The organism is Massilia sp. HP4, assembly GCF_005222695.1.
In the GTDB taxonomy this organism is placed as follows: domain Bacteria; phylum Pseudomonadota; class Gammaproteobacteria; order Burkholderiales; family Burkholderiaceae_D; genus Telluria.
Genome location: NZ_STGG01000011.1, coordinates 118,730 through 134,687, shown reverse-complemented (window position 1 = coordinate 134,687; position 15,958 = coordinate 118,730). Strand labels below are relative to the sequence as shown.

At 65.0% G+C, this 15,958-nt stretch carries 13 protein-coding genes; 7 read left to right on the top strand and 6 right to left on the bottom strand.

The window, feature by feature from the left end; translation table 11 throughout:
- Nucleotides 1–10: 10 nt before the first annotated feature.
- On the bottom strand, nucleotides 11–4,480 hold the full coding sequence (locus E8M83_RS04460) for a translocation/assembly module TamB domain-containing protein (protein ID WP_137172185.1): 4,470 nt from the start codon (nucleotides 4,478–4,480) through the stop codon (nucleotides 11–13).
- Nucleotides 4,480–6,345, bottom strand: a complete 1,866-nt coding sequence (locus tag E8M83_RS04455; RefSeq protein WP_137172184.1) for an autotransporter assembly complex family protein — start codon at nucleotides 6,343–6,345, stop codon at nucleotides 4,480–4,482. Before E8M83_RS04455 ends, E8M83_RS04460 begins: the two co-directional genes overlap by 1 nt.
- Before the next feature lie 157 nt (nucleotides 6,346–6,502).
- Here E8M83_RS04455 and queC point away from each other — a divergent pair, with 157 nt between their 5' ends.
- The gene (gene queC / locus E8M83_RS04450; protein ID WP_170976692.1) at nucleotides 6,503–7,219 is read left to right on the top strand and encodes a 7-cyano-7-deazaguanine synthase QueC; all 717 of its coding nucleotides are present in this window, start codon (nucleotides 6,503–6,505) and stop codon (nucleotides 7,217–7,219) included.
- Nucleotides 7,220–7,266: 47 nt separating this feature from the next.
- Here the strand turns inward: queC and E8M83_RS04445 are convergent, their stop codons facing one another.
- Complete coding sequence (locus E8M83_RS04445; protein ID WP_137172183.1) at nucleotides 7,267–7,638, bottom strand: hypothetical protein; 372 nt, start codon at nucleotides 7,636–7,638, stop codon at nucleotides 7,267–7,269.
- A gap of 219 nt (nucleotides 7,639–7,857) precedes the next feature.
- Between E8M83_RS04445 and E8M83_RS04440 the strand changes: the two genes are divergently transcribed.
- The 5 genes from E8M83_RS04440 to E8M83_RS04420 all read left to right on the top strand — a co-directional run bounded on the left by E8M83_RS04440 (nucleotide 7,858) and on the right by E8M83_RS04420 (nucleotide 11,563).
- Nucleotides 7,858–8,088: a hypothetical protein gene (locus E8M83_RS04440; protein ID WP_137172182.1), complete on the top strand. Its 231-nt coding sequence runs from the start codon at nucleotides 7,858–7,860 to the stop codon at nucleotides 8,086–8,088.
- Nucleotides 8,089–8,205: 117 nt separating this feature from the next.
- Nucleotides 8,206–8,712: a hypothetical protein gene (locus E8M83_RS04435; protein ID WP_137172181.1), complete on the top strand. Its 507-nt coding sequence runs from the start codon at nucleotides 8,206–8,208 to the stop codon at nucleotides 8,710–8,712.
- Nucleotides 8,713–8,802: 90 nt separating this feature from the next.
- A complete protein-coding gene (locus E8M83_RS04430; protein ID WP_137172180.1) occupies nucleotides 8,803–10,752 on the top strand; it encodes a GAF domain-containing protein in 1,950 nt (649 codons plus the stop codon).
- Between the two features lie 152 nt (nucleotides 10,753–10,904).
- Entirely contained in the window at nucleotides 10,905–11,384 is a 480-nt protein-coding gene (locus E8M83_RS04425; RefSeq protein ID WP_137172179.1) for a hypothetical protein, read from the top strand.
- The gene (locus tag E8M83_RS04420; RefSeq protein WP_137172178.1) at nucleotides 11,381–11,563 is read left to right on the top strand and encodes a hypothetical protein; all 183 of its coding nucleotides are present in this window, start codon (nucleotides 11,381–11,383) and stop codon (nucleotides 11,561–11,563) included. The genes E8M83_RS04425 and E8M83_RS04420 overlap by 4 nt, the downstream gene beginning before the upstream one ends.
- A 56-nt stretch (nucleotides 11,564–11,619) precedes the next feature.
- On the opposite strand, the gene E8M83_RS04415 is transcribed toward E8M83_RS04420, so the two are convergent.
- Together E8M83_RS04415 and E8M83_RS04410 are read right to left on the bottom strand one after the other, a co-directional pair.
- Nucleotides 11,620–13,125, bottom strand: a complete 1,506-nt coding sequence (locus E8M83_RS04415; protein WP_137172177.1) for a response regulator — start codon at nucleotides 13,123–13,125, stop codon at nucleotides 11,620–11,622.
- Nucleotides 13,126–13,317: 192 nt separating this feature from the next.
- Nucleotides 13,318–14,055 (bottom strand): DNA-formamidopyrimidine glycosylase family protein, encoded by a 738-nt coding sequence (locus tag E8M83_RS04410; protein WP_137172176.1) that lies wholly within the window; start codon nucleotides 14,053–14,055, stop codon nucleotides 13,318–13,320.
- A 165-nt stretch (nucleotides 14,056–14,220) separates the two neighbouring features.
- Between E8M83_RS04410 and E8M83_RS04405 the strand changes: the two genes are divergently transcribed.
- Nucleotides 14,221–14,715, top strand: coding sequence for a DUF3016 domain-containing protein (locus tag E8M83_RS04405; RefSeq protein ID WP_137172175.1), 495 nt, complete (start codon nucleotides 14,221–14,223; stop codon nucleotides 14,713–14,715).
- An 82-nt stretch (nucleotides 14,716–14,797) separates the two neighbouring features.
- Here E8M83_RS04405 and E8M83_RS04400 read toward each other — a convergent pair whose 3' ends face one another.
- A complete protein-coding gene (locus tag E8M83_RS04400; protein WP_137172174.1) occupies nucleotides 14,798–15,955 on the bottom strand; it encodes a hypothetical protein in 1,158 nt (385 codons plus the stop codon).
- Between the last annotated feature and the right edge of the window lie 3 nt (nucleotides 15,956–15,958).

The window sequence follows — 15,958 nt, the reverse complement described above, 5'->3', positions numbered from 1 at the left end:
CCGCCGGCCTTCAGTCGAACGCCCACGAATACAGCACGTCGAGCGCGCTATTGGTCCCGGTCTGGAACTGCAGCGCGATGCGCGGCGTGAGCTTGTAGCGCAGCCGCACCAGGCTCGAGGCAGTGCTGGTGCCCTGCTCGAAGCTCAGGTAGGCACGCGACGAGATGCGCTTGCCGACCGTGACCACGGTGCTTTCCAGGCCCGACGAGTCGCCGCCGTTGTTGTTTTGCTTGAGGCCCAGGTCATCGACGCCGAGCGAATTGGCGAGCTTGGACTGGATCCCGCCGGTGCCGCCGGCGCCGCCCAGCAGGGCGCCCGCCGCCGCGGTGAGCACGCCTTTCTGGTCGCCGCTGGCCGCTTCCATGCTGTGGCCCAGCACCAGCCAGGACAGCTTGTCGCTGTCCGACACGTTCGGTGTCGACACCAGCCGCGCCGTCGGCGATTGCGCGGTGCCGCGCACCTGCACGCCGGCTTCGACATTGGTCTCGGACAGCTGCTCGCCTTCGGGGCGCTTCCTCACTGCCAGGATGTCGAGCGACGGGTTGTCGTAGGGGCCGCTGAAGGTCAGCGCCGCGCGTTCGATCGACAGGTTCTGGCCATAGGCGGCATAGGTGCCGTTGATGGCGCGGATGGTGCCGTTGATGCGCGGCTGGCCGGCGCCGGTCATGCGCACCCGCGCGCTGCCGACCAGGTAGGCGTCGATCCCCATCGCGCGGATGTGGAAGTCGTCGCCCATGTCGGCCGCGAGGTCGACCGTGAGCGGCACTTCCTTCTCCTTGGACACCGGCGTCTTTTTCTCCGTGCCGCGGCCCAGCACGATGACGTCGTCCGAGATCGTCGGCGTGCCCTGCGGCGCGAATTCGATCAGTGCGCGGTCGGCGCGGAATTTACCTTCCAGCGCGAAGCGGCTGGCGTCGCGCACCAGCGAGGCCTGGCCGCTGAGGATCACGGTGCGGTCAGGCCGCGACAGCGCCTCGAGCTTTTCCATGTTCAGGCGCACGTCCATGGTCGGCGCGCCGTCGGCGAAGCGCACGAAGCCGCTGGCTGCGGCGCTGCCCTGGCGGCCCTGGAAGGTCAGGCGCTCCACCCGCAGCTGGTCGCCGCCGAGCTGGGCGCGCAGTTCGCCGTTCTGCAGGCGCACGCCTTGCTCGGCCCAGCGCACCGCCAGCTTGTCGCCATCGAGGTTGCCGTTCAGGCTGGGGGCACCGATGGTGCCGCTGCCCGTCATGGCCAGGCGCAGTGCGCCGTCCAGTTCCAGTCCCGGCTGGCCGGCCAGCGATGCGAGCCAGGCGATCGACGGGATGTCGGCATTGGCCGTCATGCGCAGCGGGCTGTCGCGCTCCACGCGGCCGTTCAGCATCTGGGCATTGGCCTCGACTTTCGCCACGCCGGTGCGGGCGCCGTCGAAGTCCAGATTTATGCGCAGGCTGCTGCCGACCACTTCGGCGGACGCTTCCAGCTGGCGCAGGCCCAGCGGCACCGGCGTGTCGCCACCGACGATGGCGTCGCCCGCCTCCCTGAATACGCGTACATTGCCGGCCAGCGAAGGCGCGGCGCCGTTGGCGACCGGCGCGCGCATATCGACCGACCAGGCAGCGCCCAGGGTCAGGTCGCCGCGCGCATTGTCGGCCAGGGCAGGGGAGAACTGCGCCAGGTAAGTCAGCGGCACCTTGTCGGCGTGGCCGCGGCTGCTCCAGCGCGGGCCGTCCTTGGTGAGCGTATCGACCGTGATGCTGCCGTTCGGCAGGGCAATCACGGCGCCGTTGAAGGCGATGCGTTCCGGGCTGGCCAGGCCTTTCATGCCGGAACCCGGCGCGCCGGCGATCGTGACCGGCACCGGACCTTGCAGCTGCATCGCATAGCGGCCGCGGTTCTGCAGCGCGGCCAGGGTGCCGCTCCAGGTGTCGCGGTTGAAGCCGCCGCGGATCTCGGTATTGGCGTCGAATGCGTCGCCCAGTGCCGACAATTTGACGGTGTGCGCGCCGCGCGTGCCCTCGGTTTGCAGGCGCACCGACGCCACGCGCGTCTCGCCGCTGACGTAGTCGAGCACCTCGACATTACTGACCAGCGGATCGGCCGCGCCGCGCCCGGAACCCAGGTTGGCGCTGGCGCGCAGCGAGCGCACATTGTGCGTGCCCAGCGCCTTGAGGTTCTGGCCCTCGATGGTGGCGGTCAGCGACGGCGTGTCCATGGTGCCGGAGACGACGCCCGAGCCGCGCAGTACGCCGCCGAACTCGGGGCCGAGCGCCGCCAGTTGCGGCGCGTCGATCTTCCAGTTCAGCGCATCGCGCGCGGCGCCGAAGGCGCCGGTGGCGGCGATGACGTTGGGGCCGATGCGCAGGTCGACGTCGGCGTTGGACACATGGCGGCGGTCGGCCACAAGGCGCGCATGACCGCGCAGCGGCGAGTTGGCCAGGGTCGAGCCGTCGGCCAGGTTGAAATCGAGCGCGCCGCGCCAGTCGGCGCCGGCGCGGCCGCTGCCGCTGAACGACGAATTGATATTGCCGGCCAGCGGAGAGCCGAAGGCGGCCGGATTGAAGCGCTGGGTGCCGCCGCTGGCCTTGACCTCGACCGCGCGCGCGCCTTCAGGCCCGCCGAGCCAGGCTTCGCCGCTGGCGCGCAGCACGCCGCTGCCGTTCTTGCGCTGGGCCGCGACCCAGCCCAGGTCTTGCGCATTGACCTCGAAGGTGGTGCGCGGCGCCTCCATGGTGCCGCTGACGACGCCCTTGGCGGTCAGCGCGCCATACAGGTCGCTGCGTACCGCCGACAACTGGCGGCCATCGAGGCGCCAGTCCAGGCGGTCGCCGGCGCCGCCGAAGGCGCCTTTCAGATCGACCTGGTTCTGGCCCAGCGCCAGGTCGGCGTCGATGCCGCTGATGCGCTTTGCATCGGCGCTCAGCTTGCCGCGGCCGGCGAGCGCCTGGTTCATCAGGCGGCTCTGGCGCACGACGAAGTCGGCGTCGACTTTCCACTCGGGCGCCAGCGCGCCCGCGGCATTGATCGTGGCATTGATGTCGGCCACCGGCAGGTCGCCGAAGGCCGACGGATCGAAGCGGTTTGCGCTGGCAGTGGCCTTGAAGGCCTTGTCGCCCTCGAGGTTCATGCTGCCGCTGGCGGTCACGCTGCCGCGGCCCGCATTCAGACGCGCTTCGTTGAGCGTTGCCACATTGTTTTCGAGCGTGGCCAGGGCCGACAGGCGCAGGCCCGCATCCACCAGGTTGGCCTCGAGCGTCTGGCGCGTGGCTTCGTTGGTCACCGCGATCGTGCCCTTGATCGCGGTCGGCTTCATGGCGGAATGGACTTCGCGCAGGTTGAAACGCTCCGTCTGCAGCGCAAAGCGCGCGGTGCCGAGGCCTTCTTCGTCCTGCTCGCGCTTGACGCCGCCGGTGCCGGTGAACTTGCCGGCGGCGCCGAAGTCGAGCAGCACGTCGGACACCTGCAGCGCATTCAGGTTGCCGCCCAGCTGGCCGCGCGCGGAGCGCAGCGGCAGGCGTTGCTGGTCGATCGTGCCTTCGGGCCCGGTATTGGTGATGTCGACGCTGCCGCTGATATTGCGGTTGGCGTCGAGTTTGCCGGCCACGGCGAAGGTCAGGTCGGCAGTCGGCAGGGCCGGGTTGAAGAAGCCGGGATCGAGGTTGCGGCCATTGATGCGCAGCGCGCGCAGCGGGATCTCGGCATAGGGCGAGATCGTGAAGTGGGCGTCGCCGATGGCGCGCCCGGCCTGGCCGGTGGCGTCGATCTGGGTCGCGTTCTCGATGTCGCCGCTCACCTTCAATTGCAGCTGGGCGGCGCGGGCGCCGGCGCTGGCCTGCGATTGCGTGAGGCTGCCCGAGGCGTCGATCTTGAACGGGCGCTGGGCGCCGACGGTGGCGTTGGCCGCCACCTGGCCCCACGGCGTGCTGGCTGCGGCGTCCTGCACCACCCAGCTGCGCTTGTCGCCCTTGGCGCGCACGCGAAGTTTGTCGATGACGGTTTCGGCGCCGGCGATGTTCACCATCGTCAGGCGGTTGACCCGTGCGTCGTCGGCTTCGATCCGGAACGGCGGCGCGAGGCTGGCTGGAAGCACGGATGGCTCGTCGGTTTCCTTCAGCGTTTGCATGCGCACGCTGGCGGCCCACAGCTTGTCGACCAGGATCCCGCCCGACAGGAGCTGGGACGGCGACCAGTCGACGTCGATCCTGGTCGCCGTGACGATCTGCTCGTCGGTGCGCCACACCAGGCGCTCGATGTGCATGGCGCCGTAGATCGAGCCGGTGACCCCCAGGACGGTGAGTTTGCCGCCGGTGGCGTCGGCCACGCGCTGGACGATCATCTGCAGGGTGGTCTCGCGGCCGAGGTACCACAGCGTGCCGCCGACGATGACGCCGGTGGCGACGACGCCGATCGCGACACGGCGCGGCCAGCGGCGGGGCTTGACAGCCTGGGGCTGGCCAGGCGTCGGGGCCTGCGGGGTCACAGGCTTATCTTCAGGTGTATCCATCAGAACGTGAATCCGAGTGAGAAGTGCAGGCGCGCCTTGCGCACCGCGTGGCCGTAGGCCAGGTCGACATTGATCGGGCCGACCGGGCTGCGCCAGCGCGCGCCGACGCCGTAGCCCGACTTGGGATTGAGGTCGCCGAACTTGTCGGCGGCATTGCCGACGTCGTAGAACACGGCCACGCCCCAGGGCGGCTTGAACCAGTACTGGTATTCGGCGCTGGCGGTAGCCAGGTAGCGGCCGCCGACGGTGGCGCCATTTTCTTGCACGCCCAGCTCCTGGTAGCCGTAGCCGCGCACCGACTGGTCGCCGCCGGCGCGGAACAGGAAGGTGCTCGGCACGCCCAGTTTTTCTTTCGAAGCCACGGCGCCGGTTTCGGCGCGCAGGATCAGGCTGCCGGCGGCGCCAACCGGCTTGTAGTACAGGCCGCGCAGGTACAGGCGCAGGAATTTTTCATCGGTCAGGATCGGCAGCACGGCGCCGCCGAACTGGGCGTTCCACACATAGCCGTTGGTCGGCTGGATCAGGCTATCGAGCTTGCGCCGGGTGATGCTGTAGGTGAGTGGCAGGCTCTTGGCGCGGGTGGCTTCGAGGCCTTCGACCTCGCGCTTTTCGGTCAGCACCTCGAAGGTCAGGCTGCGCTCGAGCAGCGGCGAGCCCCAGCTGCGGCGTGCGGCCACGCTGGCCAGGGTGGTAATCTCGCCGCGCAGGTCTTCGCGCTCGACACCGGCGCTGACGCTGTCGTTATAGCCCTTGGCCGTGGTGGGCCAGAAGAACTCGCCCTTCGCGGTCTGGCGCTTCTGTTCGTAGATCAGGTCGCTCTTGAAGCGCTTGCCGAACACGTTCAGGTCGTCGTAGCCCAAGGAGGCGCGGGCCCCGGTGTCGGTCGAGAAGCCCAGGCCGGCCTCGACGTTCTTCTGCTTGTTCTCGGTGACGCGGATGACCACCGGCAGCACGGTCGGGCCGGTCGGAGGCTCCGGCGTGGCCGGGTTGGCGTCGCTGTCGGCGTCTTCCTTGATGTCGGCGATCTCGGCATTGAGCACGGCGCGCATATCGGTGCTGACTTCGACGCTGCTGAAATAGCCGGTGTCCTGCACCCGCGATTGCAGGGCCTGCAGGGCGGCTTCGCTGTATTCGTCGCCCGGGTTGATCTTGTTGAGGTTGGTGATGACTTCGCGCGGATAGCGTTTCAGGCCGCGGATGCGCAGCTCGCCGAAGCGCATCTCGGGGCCGGAGTCGATCACCACCCGCAGCAGGGCGCGGCGCGTATCCGGATCGACCGTGGCGCTGGTCTCGACCAGGCGCGCACGCGGAAAGCGGGTCTGGGCGACGTCGCGCAGCAGGCCGCGCTTGGCGCCTTCCCAGTCGCCTTGCCTGAACTGGCTGCCGACCGGTAGGGTCCAGCGGTTGCGCAGGGCGTTGGCGTCGAATGGCGCGCCGCCTTCCTCGAACGGGGCGAAGCCCTGCAGCACCAGGTCGACGTCGCCGACCAGCACCGGCTGACCCGGATCGACGATCACGCGCGCGACGGGACGCTCGCCGCTGGTATCCAGGCCGGCGGACACCTTGGGCGAGTAATAGCCCTCGGTGGCGATCAGGGTGCGCGCCTGCTCGGGCGCTTCTTTCACCAGGCGCTGCAATTGTTCGAGGTCGACCCGCGCATTGCCGCGCCAGCGCATCAGGTCGAGGTTATCTTCGAGCAGGTCTTCGAGCGCCCGCGGGGCGTCGATGCGCACTGTATAGTCGACGCCCTGCGTGCCCTGTGCATAGACGGCAGTGGCAAATAACAATGTTCCCAGCCCCATCAGCGCATGCCGCACTAGCCGGGACAGGGTACGCTGGCGGGGAATCGATCGACGTAACAACATGGCGCTCCACTAAGAATACTCGTTCGCATCTTAACTGATTGGCAAACTCGATGTCGTCACGAAACGTTGCGTGTGCGCCTCGGCCGCCCTGCCCACACGGTGCCGGCGATTTGTGACAGAATGCGCCGCTTACATAGCAGCTACTCCTTTCCAGACCATGACCACTCCATCCAGCGACACCGCGCTCGTGCTGTTCAGCGGCGGCCAAGACTCCACCACCTGCCTCGCCTGGGCGCTGCAGCGCTATGCGCGGGTCGAGACGATCGGTTTCGATTATGGCCAGCGCCACGCGATCGAGCTGGAGGTACGTCCTACGCTGCTGACGAAACTGCGCGCGCTCAATCCCGGCTGGGATGCGCGCCTGGGCGACGACCACATGATCGACCTGTCGCTGATCTCCAGGATCTCTGACACGGCTTTGACCAGCAATGTTGCGATCGAGATGCAGGAAAACGGCTTGCCGAACACGTTCGTGCCGGGACGCAACCTGATGTTCATGACGGTGGCGGCCACGGTGGCTTACCGGCGCGGCCTGAATGTGCTGGTGGGCGGCATGTGCGAGACCGATTTCTCGGGCTATCCGGACTGCCGCGACGACACCATGAAGGCGCTGCAGGTGGCGCTCAACCTGGGCATGGCGACGCGCCTGAAGGTCGAGACCCCGCTGATGTGGATCGACAAGGCGCAAACCTGGGAAATGGCGCAGCAGGAGGGCGGCGACATGCTGGTGGACCTGATCCGCTTCGACACCCACACCTGCTACCTGGGCGAGCGCGGGGACGCGCATCCCTGGGGCTATGGTTGCGGCACCTGCCCGGCCTGCGCCTTGCGCGCGCGCGGCTATGAACAGTACGCGGCGCGCAAATCGGCATGAAAAAAGCCGGGGCGAGCCCCGGCCAACAGAGGAAATCGTGACGTCGTTCAGGCGCTGGCGGTCTTGTCCAGGCTGACCTTGCGCGAGCGGCTCATGAAGTACCAGACCAGCGCCACCGGAATCACCACCGGCAGCAGCAGCGGCGAGATCGCCAGCGCCAGGATGACGGCGCCGATCGCCAGCGAGCCCAGCAGCATCACACCCACGCCGGCGAAGATCACCGCCAGCAGCACACCCACCATCATGGTGATGAAGATCGCCAGCAAGGTGCCGCCGCCGGCGAACAGGGTGGCCAGCATCCAGCCCAGCGGACCGTCGATTTCGTCGCCGTCGAAGTGGACCGTCATGTCGTTGCCCCAGCTATTGAACAGCAGGGCGGCGAACAGGAACAGGATGACGTAGGGGGCGTATTTTTTCATGGCGGTCCTCGCAGGTTGTTGGTGTGTCGATTGAACGTTTTGTTCTTGCATGCTCGAACTGTATGCCTGCGCGCGCCGCGCATCCACCGGTGTGCGACAGGCCGCACGTTTTGCGGGACGAACCGTGCATAGGCGGGGCCAGGCAGAACTGTCGGCAATTTTTGCTTGTAATGCCGGCTGTGTTTCCTATACTGGTTCTCTCTGTTACAGGGGGATCCTATGCAAGCCGCTTTCCAAGGAATCCGGGACCGCCTGGCCGTGGTCGAGTGCGGTCCCAAAGATCCGCCATCGGCGCCGCCCGCCATACCGCCGATCATCATCAACCCGTTCAACCGGCATCTGCCGGCGCCCGAGGGCGACCCGCGTCCGATTCCCGTCGGCCCACCGGTCATGCCGCCGCCGGGACCAGGCTGGCGCTGTCCGCGCATCGTGGACGACTGTCCCGCCTAGTATTGTCGAGTCACCTCACAAAAGGCCCGCATCGAAGCCCGTGCGGGCTTTTTCATGGGTCTGGTTTCCTCTATGATCGTGGTTTTGGGCGCAAGTCCTGCCGAAGGAAACAGACACATGAACGACCAGATCCAGGATCACGACGACGAAGAAGCACAGGACACCGGCCCGGTGCAAGAACCCCGTTTGTGGCAGGGCAATGGCTGGACCGCGCGCGTGATCAAGAACGACGATGACGAAGGCTGGGCGGTGGCCATGTACAAGGACGGCGAGCCAGAACCGGCGCTGGTCGGCCCGTGGACCATGGGTCGCGACAAGAAGAACCCCAAGCCGCTCGACGTGAATGCCTTCAACACGCTGATCAAGACCGCGTCCGAAGTGATCCGCCGCCACGAGCAGCACATGCACGCGATCCTGCACAAGAACCTGTTCGTGTCGACCGGCGAGGGCGAGCTGAAAGTGACGCTCGATATCGTGCCGGACGACGACGATCCCTATGCGATGCTGGCCGCGACTGACGAAATGGGCGAACAGGTGGCGAAGGTGCGGGTCGCTCCGACCTTCAAGCTGACCCAGGCCTCGGCCCTGGCCTGGATCGAGAACGATTTCCGCGCGCCGCGCTAAAAAACGACAATTGCCCGCCGTCTTGCTGCTGCGGCGGGCATCAAGCTGCTACTATTTCCTCTACGCATTTAAAGATTACGTGGGGGAAGCATGGAACGTCTTGACCGGCTGGAAGCGGTCCAATCGATGCTGCTCGAGATCGGGCAATTATCGACCAGCTGCAGCGACATCACCGCATTCATCGAAGCCGTGCACCGGGCGCTGGGCCGCATCATGTATGCAGCCAATTTCTATGTCGCCCTGGCCGATCGCGAGGACGGAACGGTACGTTTCCCCTATTTCGTCGACGAGGCCGACGGCAGCCGCGATCCCGAGGAACGCATCACGCTGGCGTCGCCCGAGCAGTCGCCGACGGCCTGGGTGCTGCTCAACCGCCAGACCCTGGTGCTGACCGCGAGCGATTTCCACGAACGGCTGAAGAATAGCGGGCGCTGGGGCGATGGCAGCGTGCCGGAACACTTCGTCGCCTGTCCGCTGCTGGATCAGAACCACCAGGCGCTGGGGGCGATCGTCATCCAGAGCTATTCGCGCGACCAGACCTATAGCGAGGAAGACCAGGCGCTGTTCGCGCTGATCGCTAACCACGTCTCGAATGCGCTGCAGGGCTTGCAGAGCATGGACCGGCTGGAACGCGCGGTGCAGGAGCGCACCGCGGCGCTGGCCCACGAAGTGGCCGTGCGTGGCCGCGCCGAGAAGGTGCAGCACGCGCTGTACCAGATCGCCGACCTGTCGGCCCAGGCGCTCGATACGGACCTGCTCAGCGCCAGCCTGCACGGGATCATCGGCGAGCTGATGGTGGCCGATAACTTCCTGATCGCGCTGTATCACCCGGATACGCAGGAAATCAGCATCCCGTATTTCGTCGACCAGAAGGACAGCTCGCCGCCCATGCAGCGCTTCCCGTTCGGGAAGGCCATGTGTTCGTACGTCCTGGCAAGCAAGCAGGCGCAGTTGCACGACCTGGGGAGCTTCAGGCAGCTGGTCGCCAACGGCATCGTCAACGAGCCCCTGGGCAGCACCGAGATCGCAAGCTGGATGGGCGCGCCGATGCTGGTCCACGAAAAGCCGTATGGCGTGATCGTGGTGCAGAGCTACGACCCGGCGATCGTCTACAGCAAGGCCGACCTCGACCTGCTGGCCTTCATGGCCAGTCACGTGGCGGTGGCGATCGCGCGCATGCAGGCCGACCGCAGGATCCGCAAGGCCAAGCAGGAACTCGAGCAGCAGAATGCGGCGCTGAACGACGCCCTGCATGCGCTGCAAGAGGCGCAGTCGGAACTGGTGCGGCAGGAAAAACTGGCCTCGCTGGGGCGGCTTGTGGCCGGCGTGGCACACGAGATCAATACGCCGCTGGGGATTTGCGTGACTGCAACCAGCCACCTGGTGCAGGAACTGAAGCTCACGCGCGAGGAGCTGGCGGCGGGGGAGATGACGGAAGAGAGCCTGGCCGGCTTCTTCGACGTGGTCGACCAGTCCTTGCGCATCATGACGACCAATACCCAGCGTGCAGCGGCGCTGGTGCGCAGCTTCAAGCAAGTGGCGGTAGACCAGTCGTCGGGCGATATCCGCAGCTTCAACCTGGATGCCTACCTGAGGGAGGTGCTGCTGTCATTGCAGCCGAAGCTGAAGGGGCGGCCGATCAAGGTGGACATCGCGTGCCCGAAGGATGTAGTGCTGGACAGTTACCCGGGGGCGGTGTCGCAGATCGTCACCAATATGGTGGTCAATTCGCTGGTGCATGGGTTCGAGCGGGATCAGCCGGGCAATATCACGGTGGCCGCAAGCGTGGAAGAAGATGGCTGGGTGGTGCTCGACTATGCCGACGATGGAGCGGGGATGGACAGGGACACGCTGGACAAGTTGTTCGATCCGTTCTTTACGACCAAGCGCGGGACGGGGGGCAGTGGGCTGGGGGCGCACATCCTGTACAACCTGGTGACGGGGGCCCTGGGCGGGTCCGTGAAGGTAGAGAGTGCGCCGGGAGAAGGGCTGCGGTATCACCTGCGGTTTCCGCAGTCGCTGCGCAAGAATGAACGATGAAAATAACCCGGTGCCGTAGGGCGCACCAGTAGTAAGCATCGGCACCTTCTCCTTTTCTGATCGCCATTGAATCCACTACTGTTCTTTAGCAAATCTGAGCCGTGGAGCACGAACGAGAATTATCGTGCTCGGGTCAAGCTAAGGAGAAATAGATGGGTAGAGCAACGAATAGTGCAATGCAGGCGCGGGCGAGCCAGCCCAAGCCCAGCGTCGGACCATACAACGGAGACGTGATGCTTCATTGCGCGATCCGGCCTGACGATTTTAAGCATACTCAAGCGATCATCGTGTCTGGCGATGGCTGGAATATATGTGGCCACGCGTTACTGCACGTTGGCCCTGGCTGGTACTTCCATGTAGCAGGCCTGCATGACAGGCCTCGGTTCATGCGTAAGGAAGGCTATCAGCGCTACCTACGAGAAAATGACAAACGTGAAATCCGCCGCACGACGGTGCATACTCCTGACATTCTTGGCGCACATCGAAAACTGCTCGACGCGGTTTCCAGGCAATGGTTGTGGCTGATGTTGCCTAACAACTGCACTACATTCGTAGAGCAGATTGTACAAGCTGGGGGAAGCAGGGCCGGAATGTACTTCAACTGCCCAAGTGTGGAGAGATTCACGCCATGAAACGCACACTGGTCTCGTTGGGCGCAGGCTTTTTAGCCGCAATGCTGGCCTACATGGCCATCTTGTTTGTTGAACCAACCATGTATGTAGAAAAGGCTGGCAATATTATTGTGAATGCTTTTGTCATTATTTCGATTGTCACAGCGCTATCGTTCAACAGGTTCAAACGTAAACCCTGACTGCTTTACCGCCAGCAGCCATTTGCGGTCCAGTTCACGCCGACCATGCTATGGCATCAATCCGGCCACTTCTCATTGATCGCCAGCGCCTTGTCCATATTCTTGATGAGCAGGTCGACGTACTTCGGATCCAGATGGTGCCCCGCCACCTCGCGCAAATGCTCGGTCACCTTCGCCGGCGGCCACGCGTCCTTGTAGCAGCGCTTGTGGCTCAGGGCGTCGAACACGTCGGCCACCGCCACGATGCGCGCATACGGGTGGATGGCCTCGCCGCGCAGTCCCTGAGGATAGCCGCTGCCGTCGAATTTCTCGTGGTGCTGGTGGGCGATCACCGCCGCCGCCTTCAGGATCGGCCGCTGCGAGCCGTCCAGGATCTGCAGCCCGACGGTCGGGTGCTGCTTCATGATTTCCCACTCTTCTTCGGTGAGCTTGCCCGGCTTGAGCAGCACCGCATCCGGAGTCGCGATCTTGCCCACGTCGTGCATCGGCGCGGCGTGCATCAACACCGCTGTCTCGTCTTCCGGCATGCCCGACGCCTGCGCCAGCATGTGGCAGACCTGGGACATGCGGCGCACGTGGTTGCCCGCTTCGTGCGAGCGCGATTCGACCACGTCGCCCAGGCGCAGGATCAGCTCGGCCTGGGTATCGGTGATTTCCTGGTTCAGCAAGATATTGTCGAAGGCGATCGCCACGCCTGAGCAGAACACTTCCAATAGCTGGGCGTCGATGTCCGAGATCTCGTCCACGCCCTTGAGCACCAGCAGCGAGGCCTTGCCGCTATTGTTCGGGAAGTAGCCGACATAGGTGTCGCCATGCAGGCGCGAGATGCGGTTGTGGCGTGCGTCGTCGAGCTGGGACATGAGTTCCGTACCGATTTCTTCCTCGCCCATATCGCCGATCTGGGCCAGCACCTCGTACTGGCTCTGGCCGGTGATCACGCTGGCCGCCTTCAGGCGAAGCAGCATGCTTTGTTCCAGGCGCAGCAAAGCCACCACCTGCTGCAGCAGGCCGTTGGCGAAGTCCTTCAGGTTGCGTTGCTGGAAGATGTGGGCAGAGGCGGCGATGACGCGCTCGAGGCCTTCGCGGTAGGTCTGCTGCACGCGGCGTGCTTCCTCGACCTTCATGATGTCGCGGTAGGCGCGCAGGGCGGCGAAGGTGGTGGTGAACAGCTTGGTGCGGTCGAGCTCGGTCTTTTCCTTGTAGTCGTTGATGTCGTAGTCGACGATCACGCGTTCCTCGGGCGCCTGGCCCGGCTGGCCGGTGCGCAGCACGATGCGGGTAAATTGATTGTCGAGCTCCTGGCGCATCCAGCGCGCCACTTCGAGGCCGCTGTCCTCGCGTTCCATCACCACGTCGAGGAAAACCAGGGCGATGTCCTTTTCGCGTGCCAGCACTTCCTTCGCTTCGGCGCCGCTATAGGCGTGAACGAAGGACAATGCGCGGCCGTCGAGGCGGAAGCGCGACAGGGTCAGCTTGGTGATGTCGTGGATATCGGGTTCATCGTCGACCAGCAATACTTTCCATGGTGCGAGCTTGGGCGCAGCGGAAGACAGGAAGGACATGGGCGAATCCGATATCGATGGAATAAGTTGTCTGTACAGGTATTTTTTCTACGCAAAAATATCCTGGAGTCAAGTCGATTGTAGTACGACCCATGACCCTTAACAACAGGCAATATTCAATTTATGCGGCGTCAATGTCACATATTCTCTATCGCTGGAGAGACATGTTGCGGGCAGCAGACAGCGTTTGCTTCAGGTATAAAGCTTTTGGCAACGCTCGCAGTAAAAGGCGCGGCGGTTGGTATGGCCGAGATTGGCCTTCTTGAAAGGGATATCGCAGCGCGGGCAGGTTTTCTTGGCATGGGCCAGCCAGTGCTGCTTGAGCACGTACGCTTTTTTCCAGCCGAGGAAATCGAAGCTGTACTGGCGCGCCTCGTCCACCAGCGCGCGCAATTTGGGCGCGGGCAGGCCACCCATGGTCGAGAGCGGATGGACGCGGATGCGAAACAGCACTTCGTTCTTGATGATGTTGCCGACGCCCGAAAAAATGTCCTGGTCGAGCAGGGCGTCGCAAGCCAGCAGGTCGGGCTGGGCGCGCAGTTTCTTGCGCGCCCGCTTCGGGTCCCAGCTGTCCGACATGACGTCGGCGCTGAAATCGTAGGCCTCGAAAGTCGCGCGGTCGATTTCGCGGATCGCGCAGGCATAGAAATTCATTTCGCCGCCATCCTGCGTCCCGATCGACAGGCGGGGCTCCTTGTCGCGCCGCTCGTCGATGCGGTAGGTGCCGAACAGCAAAAAATGGATGCGCAGGACCAGGTCGGGCAGCTCGATGAGGAAGTGCTTGCCCCAGGTGTGCAGGCCGACGATGCGCTGGCCCACCAGTCGACCTGGATCGACGGCGCGGACATTGCCGCCGGCGTGAGCAATTTCCTGGCCCACGAAGCGGGCGGTTTGTTCTTTCAAGATGACGAGCGATGGACCTTCTGGCATGGCATTCTCCCTTGTGCCATTCTCATCCATCACCATCTATCAGACATGTGCGAGGCCTAACATTTGGATACAAACTACGACGATTTGAGACGAGCACCGCAGCTTGAAGCGGCGTATATTTCAATGCAAGAAGAAAGATGGAAGCAAAACCAAGGAGCTAATGCGATGAAATCATTATTGATGAAAACGGCCTTTGCAGGCCTGTTCGCGCTGACAGCCGGCGCCGCATCGGCCGGCGTGACCGTGAATTACATCGAATCCGACAAGTTCGCCGACCTGCCTTTCGCGCCATGGGAGCGCGAGCAGGTGCTGAAGGAATTGAGCGACTATTTCACCAAGCTGGGCGCGCAGTTGCCGGAAGGACAGGACCTGACGATCGAGGTCACCGACATCGACCTGGCCGGCCGCGAGTACCCGAACTTCCGTGGCGGGCGCGAGCTGCGCATCCTGAAGGGCACGGCGGATTGGCCGATCATGAACCTGCGTTATTCGCTGACCCAGAACGGACAAGTGCTCAAGGGTGGCGACGCGCGGCTGGCCGACATGAGCTATATGCAGCGCATCAACCGGTTCTCGGACAGCGACAGCCTGCGCGCCGAAAAACGCATGATCGACGACTGGTTCAACGAGACCATCCTGGGCAAGAAGCGCGGCAGCTGAGTGTAGTCATCCAGGCAAGCACGACGGCGCCCCGCAGGGCGCCGTTTCTATTCGGGGCCGGATGCGCCCGGCGCTAGTCGGCCTAGCCACGCGTCGTGCTGCTGCCCACCTTGAGCGGATCGTGCACCTTGTAGTCGGACGGGACGCTGAACAGGGCGGCAGGCGGCTCGCCGCGTTTCAGGTTTTCCAGCTTGTACACCACCTCGCCGCTGCGCGGGTCGCTGCGCTTGTGGTAGACCGTGACCTGCAGCTCGGGTGAGTACCAGGTCTCGCTGCTGACGTCGATCGGCGCGCGGTTGCCGATCTCGCCGGCCGGGATCGTGTAGCTGCGCTGGTTGCCCTGGGCCCGCAGGCCCGAGAAATCGCGCTCGCCCAGCTCGCGCGTGACCGCCTTGGCCGACCACTTGCCGTCGTTGACCGCCCCGACGATCAACGGCGCGATCTGGGCCGACATCGCACGCGTCGCGGGCAGGGCCGCCTGCGCCGGCTGGGCGACGCGCACCCGCACATCCTTCAGTTCGGCGCCGCGCTGGGCATCCTTGACGATGATGTGCGTGCCCTCGGGCAGCTTGCCTTCCTTGCGCAACTCGTCGATGCGGGCGCGCGCCTGGTCGGCGGCCACGCGGGCCTGCTCGGCGATCTTGCGCTGCTGGTCGGCCACGGCGCGTGCGCTGTCGGCCTCGGCACGCGCCTCGGCGCGGGCCTGGGCCGCCGCGATCCGGGCTTGCGCCGCCGCGGCGCGCGCCGCGTCCGCTTCGGCCCGGGCCCGTTCGGACGTCATCCCGATCCGCGTCGCGGTCTTGCGCTCGGGGTTGAGGATCCAGCGCGCACCGTCCACGGGATCGCTGATGGTGATGGTGCGCAGCTTGCCGTCGTCGCCGCGCACTTCGGTCCGGGTGCGGCCGGCGTTGTCGCGGTACTGCATCGAGCTCGATCTGCTCACGATCTGGTTGCCGTCGGCCAGTTGCTGCATGCTTTCCGAGACGGCTTCGGCGCTGTAGGGCGCATTCTTGACGATGCCCGAGGTGGAAATCCTGAGCATGGCGCCATTCAGGCTGGCGCTGTCGCCGGCGCGCTGCGCGGCCTGCTGGCCGGGCGGCAGGGTGACCGTGCCCTGGCGGATCACGATGCGGCGTTCGCCGTCGCTGCCTTGTTCGAGCGTGAAATCCTCGGCCAGGGCGAGGGCCGGGGCGAAGGCGGTTGCCAGCAGGGTGGCGATCAGGATGTTTTTGGTCTGCATACA

What these genes read in the sequence shown, in the direction of transcription:
- E8M83_RS04440 (WP_137172182.1), top strand. Translation starts at nt 7,858, where the DNA reads ATGCAAGCCGCTTTCCAAGGAATCCGGGACCGCCTGGCCGTGGTCGAG.
- E8M83_RS04420 (WP_137172178.1), top strand. Translation starts at nt 11,381, where the DNA reads ATGAAACGCACACTGGTCTCGTTGGGCGCAGGCTTTTTAGCCGCAATG.
- E8M83_RS04410 (WP_137172176.1), bottom strand. Translation starts at nt 14,055, where the DNA reads ATGCCAGAAGGTCCATCGCTCGTCATCTTGAAAGAACAAACCGCCCGC.
- queC (WP_170976692.1), top strand. Translation starts at nt 6,503, where the DNA reads ATGACCACTCCATCCAGCGACACCGCGCTCGTGCTGTTCAGCGGCGGC.
- E8M83_RS04425 (WP_137172179.1), top strand. Translation starts at nt 10,905, where the DNA reads ATGGGTAGAGCAACGAATAGTGCAATGCAGGCGCGGGCGAGCCAGCCC.
- E8M83_RS04455 (WP_137172184.1), bottom strand. Translation starts at nt 6,345, where the DNA reads ATGTTGTTACGTCGATCGATTCCCCGCCAGCGTACCCTGTCCCGGCTA.
- E8M83_RS04445 (WP_137172183.1), bottom strand. Translation starts at nt 7,638, where the DNA reads ATGAAAAAATACGCCCCCTACGTCATCCTGTTCCTGTTCGCCGCCCTG.
- E8M83_RS04460 (WP_137172185.1), bottom strand. Translation starts at nt 4,480, where the DNA reads ATGGATACACCTGAAGATAAGCCTGTGACCCCGCAGGCCCCGACGCCT.
- E8M83_RS04435 (WP_137172181.1), top strand. Translation starts at nt 8,206, where the DNA reads ATGAACGACCAGATCCAGGATCACGACGACGAAGAAGCACAGGACACC.
- E8M83_RS04430 (WP_137172180.1), top strand. Translation starts at nt 8,803, where the DNA reads ATGGAACGTCTTGACCGGCTGGAAGCGGTCCAATCGATGCTGCTCGAG.
- E8M83_RS04405 (WP_137172175.1), top strand. Translation starts at nt 14,221, where the DNA reads ATGAAATCATTATTGATGAAAACGGCCTTTGCAGGCCTGTTCGCGCTG.
- E8M83_RS04400 (WP_137172174.1), bottom strand. Translation starts at nt 15,955, where the DNA reads ATGCAGACCAAAAACATCCTGATCGCCACCCTGCTGGCAACCGCCTTC.
- E8M83_RS04415 (WP_137172177.1), bottom strand. Translation starts at nt 13,125, where the DNA reads ATGTCCTTCCTGTCTTCCGCTGCGCCCAAGCTCGCACCATGGAAAGTA.